The sequence below is a fragment of the Microcella sp. genome (assembly GCF_030645145.1).
Classification (GTDB): domain Bacteria; phylum Actinomycetota; class Actinomycetes; order Actinomycetales; family Microbacteriaceae; genus Microcella.
The window spans coordinates 19,595-28,317 of the sequence record NZ_JAUSMI010000001.1 but is presented as its reverse complement, the minus strand read 5'-3'; the positions used below and the strand labels follow the sequence as shown (position 1 = coordinate 28,317).

At 69.3% G+C, this 8,723-nt stretch carries 7 protein-coding genes; 5 read left to right on the top strand and 2 right to left on the bottom strand.

The window, feature by feature from the left end; all coding sequences use genetic code 11:
• Nucleotides 1–169: 169 nt before the first annotated feature.
• Entirely contained in the window at nt 170–1,027 is an 858-nt protein-coding gene (locus tag Q7T15_RS00105; RefSeq protein WP_304692027.1) for an aldo/keto reductase, read from the bottom strand.
• Nucleotides 1,028–1,134: 107 nt separating this feature from the next.
• Here Q7T15_RS00105 and Q7T15_RS00100 point away from each other — a divergent pair, with 107 nt between their 5' ends.
• The gene (locus tag Q7T15_RS00100) at nt 1,135–1,719 is read left to right on the top strand and encodes an NADPH-dependent FMN reductase (protein WP_304692025.1); all 585 of its coding nucleotides are present in this window, start codon (nt 1,135–1,137) and stop codon (nt 1,717–1,719) included.
• A 37-nt stretch (nt 1,720–1,756) separates the two neighbouring features.
• Here Q7T15_RS00100 and Q7T15_RS00095 read toward each other — a convergent pair whose 3' ends face one another.
• Nucleotides 1,757–2,965: an MFS transporter gene (locus Q7T15_RS00095; protein ID WP_304692023.1), complete on the bottom strand. Its 1,209-nt coding sequence runs from the start codon at nt 2,963–2,965 to the stop codon at nt 1,757–1,759.
• Nucleotides 2,966–3,283: 318 nt separating this feature from the next.
• Between Q7T15_RS00095 and Q7T15_RS00090 the strand changes: the two genes are divergently transcribed.
• The 4 genes from Q7T15_RS00090 (at nt 3,284) to Q7T15_RS00075 (ending at nt 8,722) form a co-directional block, all read left to right on the top strand.
• Nucleotides 3,284–5,761 carry a ribonucleoside-diphosphate reductase subunit alpha gene (locus Q7T15_RS00090; protein WP_304692021.1) on the top strand — a complete coding sequence of 826 codons (2,478 nt, stop codon included), beginning with the start codon at nt 3,284–3,286 and terminating at the stop codon, nt 5,759–5,761.
• On the top strand, nt 5,761–5,853 hold the full coding sequence (locus tag Q7T15_RS00085; protein ID WP_304692019.1) for a ribonucleotide-diphosphate reductase subunit beta: 93 nt from the start codon (nt 5,761–5,763) through the stop codon (nt 5,851–5,853). The genes Q7T15_RS00090 and Q7T15_RS00085 overlap by 1 nt, the downstream gene beginning before the upstream one ends.
• An 89-nt stretch (nt 5,854–5,942) precedes the next feature.
• A complete protein-coding gene (locus Q7T15_RS00080; RefSeq protein WP_304692017.1) occupies nt 5,943–6,926 on the top strand; it encodes a ribonucleotide-diphosphate reductase subunit beta in 984 nt (327 codons plus the stop codon).
• A 41-nt stretch (nt 6,927–6,967) separates the two neighbouring features.
• The gene (locus Q7T15_RS00075; protein WP_304692015.1) at nt 6,968–8,722 is read left to right on the top strand and encodes an amidohydrolase; all 1,755 of its coding nucleotides are present in this window, start codon (nt 6,968–6,970) and stop codon (nt 8,720–8,722) included.
• Nucleotide 8,723: the final 1 nt, after the last annotated feature.

Below are 8,723 nucleotides of genomic sequence, written 5' to 3'. Positions count from 1 at the left end.
CGGGCCGCCGCCCGCCGCGGCCGACGACGTCTTCGTCTTCGCGTGCGGCGAGCAATCGCTGGTCGCTCCCGCGCGGGCGCTCCTCGCGGCGTGGGGCATCGACGTCGAGCGCGCCGTCGCGAAGGGGTACTGGAAGCGGCGCGCAGCCTGAGCCGCGCGCGCCCGACCCTCAGCCCAGGTCGTCCGGGTGGCGACCCGTGCGCTCTCCGGTCTCGAGCGTCGCGATCTCGGCCATGTCGTCGGCGGTGAGCTCCCAGCCGAACAGCGCGGCGTTCTCCTCCACGCGCCTCAGAGACGTCGACTTCGGGATCACCACGAGCCCCTGCTGCACGTGCCAGCGCAGCGCGACCTGCGCCGCCGACCGGCCGTGCCGCGCCCCGATCGCCGACAGCACCTCGAGGTCGCGCGAGCCCTCGGCGAGCATCTGCCCGCGGGCGAGGGGGCTCCAGCTCTCGGTCACGATGCCGAGCGCGGCGTTCGCCCGCCGCAGAGCGGTCTGCGGCAGGTGCGGGTGCAGCTCGACCTGATTCACGACGGGCACGACGCCGGTCTCGTCGACGAGCCGCTGGACGTGGTGGGGCTCGAAGTTGCTCACTCCGATCGAGCGTACGCGGCCCTCGTCGCGCAGCGCGATCATGGCCCGCCAGGCGTCGACGAACCGGTTCTGCCGCGGCGCCGGCCAGTGGATGAGGTAAAGGTCGAGCGTCTCGATGCCGAGCAGGCTCATGCTGTCGTCGAAGGCGCGGCGCGTCTCGTCGAGCCCGTGCGCGTCGTTCCAGACCTTCGTGGTCACGAACACGTCCTCGCGCGGCAGTCCGCTGGCCCGGATGCCCTCGCCGACGCCGCGCTCGTTCGCGTACAGCTGCGCCGTGTCGACGTGCCGGTACCCCCTGCGCAGCGCGCCGGCGACGAGCTCGGCGGTCTGCGGCTCGGGCACCTTGTACACGCCGAGGCCGAGCTGCGGGATCGCAGCGCCGTCGTGGAGGGGGATCGCGGGGCCGATGGCGGGGAGGAGGCTGTCGGTCATCGGTCCAGTATCTCCACCGTCCCTGTATCTCCACGTTGGCGGTGCGCCCGGTGGGAGTGCACCGGGCGCGCGGAATGGACGCGCGATCCATGCGGTTGCATGGATGCATGACCCGCATCATGATCATCGTCGGCAGTGTCCGCCCCGGCCGAGTCGGCCTCTCCGTCGCCGAGTGGGTGCGCGATCGCATCCAGGAGACCCTGCACGGCGACGGGAGCGGGGGAGGCGATGCGGCATCCCTCGACCTCGTGGACCTCGCCGAGCTGAACCTGCCGTTCCTCGACGAGCCGCACCACCCCGTGAAGAAGGCGTACACGAAGCCGCACACCGTCGCGTGGAGCGAGCGCGTGTCGGCCGCCGACGCCGTCGTGCTCATCTCGCCCGAGTACAACCACTCGTACAGCCCGGCGCTCAAGAACGCGCTCGACTTCCTGTACACCGAGTGGGCGCACAAGCCCGTCGCTGTCGTCAGCTACGGCGGCGCCTCGGCCGGAACCCGCGGCGCCGCGGCGCTCGCCCCCGTGCTCGCGAGCGTCGGCCTCGTGAAGGTCGCCGCGAACCCCGAGATCAACTTCATCGGCACGAAGATGGTCGACGGCGTCTTCCAGGGCGACGACAAGCTCGCCGGCACCGTCGCGGCGATGACGCGGATGCTCGTGGAGACGTCCGAGGCTCTGAAGCCGCTGCGCTGAAGCGGCTGCGCTGAAGCCGCTGCCCTGATCCGCGTCCTCAGCTGACGGGCAGGCTCACCGGCTCGGTGTCGGGCAGCGGGCTCGCGTCGCGGCCACGCAGGTCGGGGTGCGCGCGCCTGAAGACGATCGCGATCACCATCCCGACGAACGCGAACGCCGCGCCCGCGGCGAACCCGCCGGATGCGCCGAAGCCGTCGATGAGGAACCCCGCGGCCGCCGACCCGAGCGCGGCGCCGATGAGCTGACCGGTGCCCACCCAGCCGTAGGCCTCGGCGGTGTCGCTGAACTTCACGCTCGCCGAGACGATCGCGAACATGACGGCGAGAGCGGGGGCGATGCCCGCGCCGGCGATGAGCAGCGTGATCGCGAGGCCCCAGAAGTCGAGGAAGAACATCGCCGCCGCGCCGCCCACGAACACGACCGACATGCGGCGCGCGAGCGCCCAGGGGCCGATGGGCACGTGGCCGAAGCCGAGACCGCCGGCGAGCGACCCGATCGCCCAGATGGCGAGGATGACGCCGGCCTCGATCCCCTCCTTGCCGAAGTTCGCGACGACCGCCGCCTCGATCGCGGCGCACGACGCGACGAGGAGGAAGCCGACGACCGTGGCGAGGAGCACGGGCGGGCGCTTGAGGACGACGCCGAAGGAGCGCTTCGAGCGGGGGATCCGCACGCGGCCGAGCTCGGGGGAGGCGAGGAACCAGATGCCGCCGCCGAGGAGGAAGGCGCCCGCGAGGACGATCGCGGCGACGGTCGAGATCTGCGTCGCGACGAATGTCGTCATGACGGGCCCGGCGATCCAGATGATCTCCTGAGCGGAGGCGTCGATCGCGAAGAGCGGGGTGAGCTGGCGCGAGTTCACCATCTTCGGGTAGATCGTGCGCACGGCCGGCTGGATCGGCGGGTAGGCGAGCCCGCCGACGAGCCCGACGAGCATGTAGCCCCAGAGCTCCATCGGCACGAACGCGATCGCGGCCATGCTCGCGGCGCACACCGCGATCGTGAGGGAGATGACGGGCCGCATGCCCCAGATGCCCATCCAGCGACTCGTGAGAGGGCCGGCGACAGCCTGCCCGACGCTCGTCGCCGCGAGCACGAGCCCGGCGGCGCCGTACGAGTCGAAGATGCCCTCGACGTGGAGGAGGTACGCGAGCGAGAGCATCCCGCTCGGGAACCGCGCGGTGAGCTGCGCCGCGATGATGCGGGCGACTCCGCGAGTTCTCAACAGGTCGCCGTATCCGCTCACGAGAGTTCAGCCTAGGGGAGGCCGCCGACACCGCCGGAGCGCCCCCGGAGGCCCGCGCATCCGCCCGTTTCCGGGCCTCGGATCGCGTGTCGGAGGTTGCCCCCAGACTGTGGATAAGGCCGCGGACTTATGCACAGCTGTGGACGACACGCCCACTACATGTGGGGTGTGCGCATTGTCAGTGCCCCGATATATAGTGGCGGAACCGCCGGACCGGAGCATCGCTCGGTGGCCCCCGAGAGGGGGTCGGAGCCCCTCCCGGAGGGCCGAAGAAGACCACGCAGAGCCGCGCCGCTGGCGCGAAGAGGAGAGAGCCACGTGAGCAGCATCACGGTCGTCAAGCGCGACGGGACCCGCGAGCCCTACGACGCCAACAAGATCAACCTGGCGATCGAGAGCGCCGCCGAGGGCCTCGACCCGAGCATCACGTGGGTGACCCAGATCGCGAGCGAGCTCGAGCTCACGCTCTTCGACGGCATCACGACGCAGCAGCTCGACGAGGCCGTCATCCAGGTCGCCCTCCAGAACATCAAGGACGACCCGGCGTTCGACATCGTCGCCGCCCGTCTCCTCCTCAAGACCATCTACAAGCGCGTGCTCGGCGACTACTCCTCCGCCGACGAGCTGCGCCGCCTCCACCAGGAGCACTTCGTCGCGTACGTGCACCGCGGCGTCGACGAGATCCTGCTCGACCCGCGCTTCACCGAGCTCTTCGACCTCGACCGCCTCGCCGCGGCCCTCGAGCCCGCGAACGACGAGCTGCTCAAGTACATCGGCGTCGTCACGCTCAACAACCGCTACGGCATCAAGGCGCGCAACGGCGAGCCGCTCGAGGTTCCCCAGTACTTCTGGATGCGCGTCGCCATGGGCCTCTCGCTCAACGAGGCCGACCCGACGAGCCACGCGATCGCCTTCTACTCGAAGATGTCGAAGCTCGAGTACCTCGCCGCGGGCTCGACCCTCGTCAACGCCGGCACGAGCTACCCGCAGCTGTCGAACTGCTTCGTCATGGAGATGCAGGACGACATCGAGCACATCGCCAAGAGCGTGCGCGACGTCATGTGGCTCACGAAGGGCACCGGCGGCATCGGCCTCTCGGTCACCAAGCTCCGCGCGCAGGGCTCGCCCATCCGCTCGAACAACACGACCTCGACCGGCCCGATCCCCTTCATGCACACGATCGACTCGGTGCTCCGCGCGGTCAGCCGCGGCGGCAAGAAGTTCGGCGCGCTGTGCTTCTACATGGAGAACTGGCACATGGACTTCCCGGAGTTCCTGGACCTCCGCCAGAACTCCGGCGACCCCTACCGCCGCACCCGCACGGCCAACACCGCCGTCTGGATCAGCGACGAGTTCATGAAGCGCGTCCAGAACGACGAGGACTGGTACCTCTTCGACCCGCTCGAGGTAAGCGACCTCAACGAGCTCTACGGCAAGGCCTTCTCGACCCGCTACGCCGAGTACGTGGCGATGGCCGAGCGCGGCGAGCTGAAGATGTTCAAGAAGCTCGGCGCTCGCGAGCAGTTCAAGCAGATCCTCATCTCGCTGCAGTCCACGAGCCACCCGTGGCTCACGTGGAAGGACACGATCAACAACCGGGCGATCAACAACAACACCGGCACGATCCACCTCTCCAACCTCTGCACCGAGATCTGCCTGCCGCAGGACCGCGACAACATCTCCGTCTGCAACCTCGCGTCGATCAACCTGTCGCGCCACATCGAGAACGGCGTCATCGATTTCCCGAAGATCGAGGAGAGCGCGCGCCTCGCGGTGCGTCAGCTCGACAACCTCATCGACATCACGGTGTCGAGCGTCGACGAGGCCGACTTCGCCAACCAGCAGAACCGCGCCATCGGCCTCGGCGTCATGGGCTTCACCGACGTCGTCGAGAAGCTCGGCTTCTCGTACGACTCGGAGGAGGCCTTCGACCTCATCGACGAGATCATGGAGCACGTCTCGTACGCCGCGATCGACGAGTCGGCCGAGCTCGCGAAGGAGCGCGGCTCGTACGCGAACTTCGCCGGCAGCCGCTGGTCGGAGGGCCTCGTGCCCCTCGACACGATCGACCTCACCGAGGCCGACCGCGGACTCGAGGTGCAGGTCAACCGCACCAGCCGTCTCGATTGGGACGCCCTCCGCGCGAAGGTCAAGGGCGGGATGCGCAACGCGACCCTCATGGCGATCGCGCCCACGGCATCCATCGGTCTCGTCGCCGGCACGACGCCGGGCCTCGACCCCCAGTTCTCGCAGATCTTCAGCCGCTCCACGAGCTCGGGCAAGTTCCTCGAGGTCAACCGCAACCTCGTGGCGACGCTGCAGGAGCACGGACTGTGGGAGCGCGTCCGCGAGGACATCCTCCGCAGCCAGGGCGACATCCAGGGCATCGCGCTCATCCCCGACGAGATCAAGGCGACGTACAAGACGAGCTTCCAGCTCTCGCCGTACGCCTTCCTCGAGGTGGCGGCCCGCGCTCAGAAGTGGATCGACCAGGCGATCAGCCGCAACATGTACCTCGAGACGCGCGATGTCGACGAGATGGTCGACATCTACTCGGCCGCGTGGAAGAAGGGCGTGAAGACGACCTACTACCTGCACATGAAGCCCCGCCACACCGCCGAGCAGTCGACGGTCAAGGTCAACAAGTCCGAGACGATCAACGCCGGCGGCGGCACGCCCAAGAAGGGCTTCGGCGCGGCCGGCGGCTCGAGCACCCCGGCGGCCGAGCCCGCCGCGGCGGCCGCGGCTCCGCGCAAGGGCTTCGGCTTCGGCGGCGTCTCGAAGGGTGGCGAGTGATGGACCCGCGCGACTCCGCGGCCGACACCGTCGGCGGCTACTACGTCCCGACCGATCCGATGGACGATCTGCACTGCGAGAGCTGCCAGTAGGCGCAGCGCCCGCACGACCGCTCGACCCATCCATCCCACCCCATCCACCCCACACTTCCCCTCCTCCTGAATAGAAAGAACGACAGATCATGGGAATTCTCGGCACCGGCATCCAAGAGGGCCTGCTGCTCAAGCCCGTCACGTACAAGTGGGCGATGGACCTCTACGACCAGGCCGTCGCCAACACCTGGTTCCCCAACGAGGTGCAGCTGGGCGAGGACATCGCCGACTTCAAGAAGATGACCGATGAGGAGCGCCACGCGATCACGTTCCTCATGAGCTACTTCAACCCGAACGAGCTCCTCGTCAACAAGGCGCTCGCGTTCGGCGTCTACCCATACGTCAAGGCTCCCGAGGCGCACCTCTACCTCGCGAAGCAGATGTGGGAGGAGGCCAACCACTGCATGAGCTTCGAGTACGTGCTCGAGACCTTCCCGATCGACCGCGCCGCCGCCTACGACAGCCACGTCGACGTGCCGTCGATGGCGCGCAAGGAGGAGTTCGAGGTCAAGTTCATCCGCCGCATGACGGAGGACACTCTCGACATCACCACGACCGAGGGCAAGCAGGACTTCATCCGCAACCTCGTCGCATACAACGTGATCCTCGAGGGCATCTGGTTCTACTCGGGCTTCATGGTCGCGCTGTCGTTCCGCCAGCGGAACCTGCTGCGCAACTTCGGTTCGCTCGTCGACTGGATCGTGCGCGACGAGAGCCTCCACCTGAAGTTCGGCATCAACCTCATCCTCACCGTCCTGGAGGAGAACCCCGACCTGCAGACCGAGGAGTTCGCCGCCGAGATCAAGCAGATGATCCTCGACGCCGTCGAGATGGAGGAGCAGTACAACCGCGACCTCCTGCCCAACGGCATCCTCGGCCTCAACGCGAACTACATCAACCAGTACGTGAAGTACCTCGCCGACCGTCGCCTCGAGGAGCTCGGCTTCGAGCCCGAGTACAACGTGACGAACCCGGCGAAGTGGATGGCCACGGCGAACGACACCCTGCAGCTCGTCAACTTCTTCGAGTCGACGAACACGTCGTACGAGGTCAACGCGAAGACCTCGGCGTAGCCGAGCGACCCGTCGTCACCGACCCCCCGAGCCTGCGGCCCGTGCCCCACGCCGACACCCTCTTCACCGGAGGCGTCGTCTGGCGGGGGCCGGGCCGCAGTGCTGCTCCCGAGCCTCTCGAGGTCGCCGTCGTCGACGGGCGGATCGCGGCGGTCGACGCCGACCTGAGCGCATGGCACGGACCGGCCACCGAAGTGGTCGATCTGGCGGGCGGGATGCTCCACGCAGGGTTCGTCGACGCCCACATCCATCCCATCCAGGGCGGCCTCGAGCGGCTCGCGTGCGATCTGAGCGAGGGCTCGACGCGCGAGGAGTACCTCGAGCTCATCACCGGATACGCGCAGCTCAACCCGCCGAGGGGATGCGACGCCTCGCGCTCCTGGATCACGGGCGGCGGCTGGGCGATGAGCGCCTTCCCCGGCGGCACGCCCACGGCCGCCGAGCTCGACGCGATCGAGCCGATCCGTCCGGTGCTCCTCTACAACCGCGACCACCACGGCGCGTGGGCGAACTCGGCCGCGCTCGCGCTCGCGGGCATTACCGCCGAGACGCCCGACCCGGCCGACGGGCGCATCGAGCGGCTGGCCGACGGGTCGCCCGCGGGAACCCTGCACGAGGGTGCCGCGAAGCTCGTCGCCTCGGTCGCCCCCGCGCCGTCACTCGATGACGAGCTCGCCGCCCTTCTCGAGGCGAAGCGGTACGCGCTCGGCTTCGGCATCACCGGCTGGCAGGACGCCATCGTCGGCGACTACTTCGGTGCGAGCGACACCGCGCTCGTCTATCGCCGCGCACTCGCCGAGGGCCGACTGCTCGTCGACGTGACGGGCGCTCTGTGGTGGGATCGCGATCGCGGCGTCGAGCAGGTGCCCGAGCTCGTCGCCCGCCGCGACGCCCTCGCCGCCGAGCTCGGCCCGCACGCGCGCTTCCGCCTGCCGGCGGTCAAGATCATGGCCGACGGCGTCGTCGAGAACGGCACGGCGTCGATGCTCGAGCCGTACCTCGGCCCGCTCGGCGAGACCGAGCACCCCCGCGGCATCGCGTTCGTCGGCGGGCAGGCGCTCACCGACGCGATCGTGGCCCTCGATGCGGCCGGCTTCAGCGCGCACGTGCACGTCATCGGCGACCGAGCCGCGCGCGACGCCCTCGACGGGTTCGAGGCGGCATCCGTCGCGAACGACTGGTCATCGCGCCCGGCGTCGGATGCTCGGCGCCACCACCTCGCCCACCTGCAGTTCGTCCACCCCGACGACGTCGCTCGCCTCGCCGAGCTCGGCGTGACGGCTAACATGCAGGCGCTCTGGGCCTGCTACGAGCCGCAGATGCGCGAGCTCTCGGTGCCGATCGTGGGGGAGGAGCGCGCGGCGACGCAGTACCCGTTCGCGAGCATCCTGCGTGCGTCTGCTCCGAGCACCGGCGCGCATGCCAACAGCGGCATGAATGCTCGTCCCGTGCTGTGCGCGGGCTCCGACTGGCCCGTCTCGACCCCCGACCCGTGGCAGGCGATCCACGTCGCGGTGAACCGGCAGCTGCCCGTGGACGACCCCGAGTTCGACCCCGAGCCGCTCCTGCCGCACGAGGCGCTCAGTCTCGCCGAGGCCCTCGACGCGTACACGGCGGGCTCGGCGTTCATCACCGGCCGCGGCTCGGGCGACCCCGAGGTCGCGGGCATCATCGCGGTGGGCGCCATCGCGGATCTCGCCGCGACGGACCGCGATCCGTTCGCGGGGCCGGCGGCGGGCATCCACGCCACCCGGAACGTCGGGACGTGGATCGCGGGGCGGCGCGTGCACGGCTGAA

What these genes read in the sequence shown, in the direction of transcription:
- Q7T15_RS00080 (WP_304692017.1), top strand. Translation starts at nt 5,943, where the DNA reads ATGGGAATTCTCGGCACCGGCATCCAAGAGGGCCTGCTGCTCAAGCCC.
- Q7T15_RS00085 (WP_304692019.1), top strand. Translation starts at nt 5,761, where the DNA reads ATGGACCCGCGCGACTCCGCGGCCGACACCGTCGGCGGCTACTACGTC.
- Q7T15_RS00100 (WP_304692025.1), top strand. Translation starts at nt 1,135, where the DNA reads ATGACCCGCATCATGATCATCGTCGGCAGTGTCCGCCCCGGCCGAGTC.
- Q7T15_RS00105 (WP_304692027.1), bottom strand. Translation starts at nt 1,027, where the DNA reads ATGACCGACAGCCTCCTCCCCGCCATCGGCCCCGCGATCCCCCTCCAC.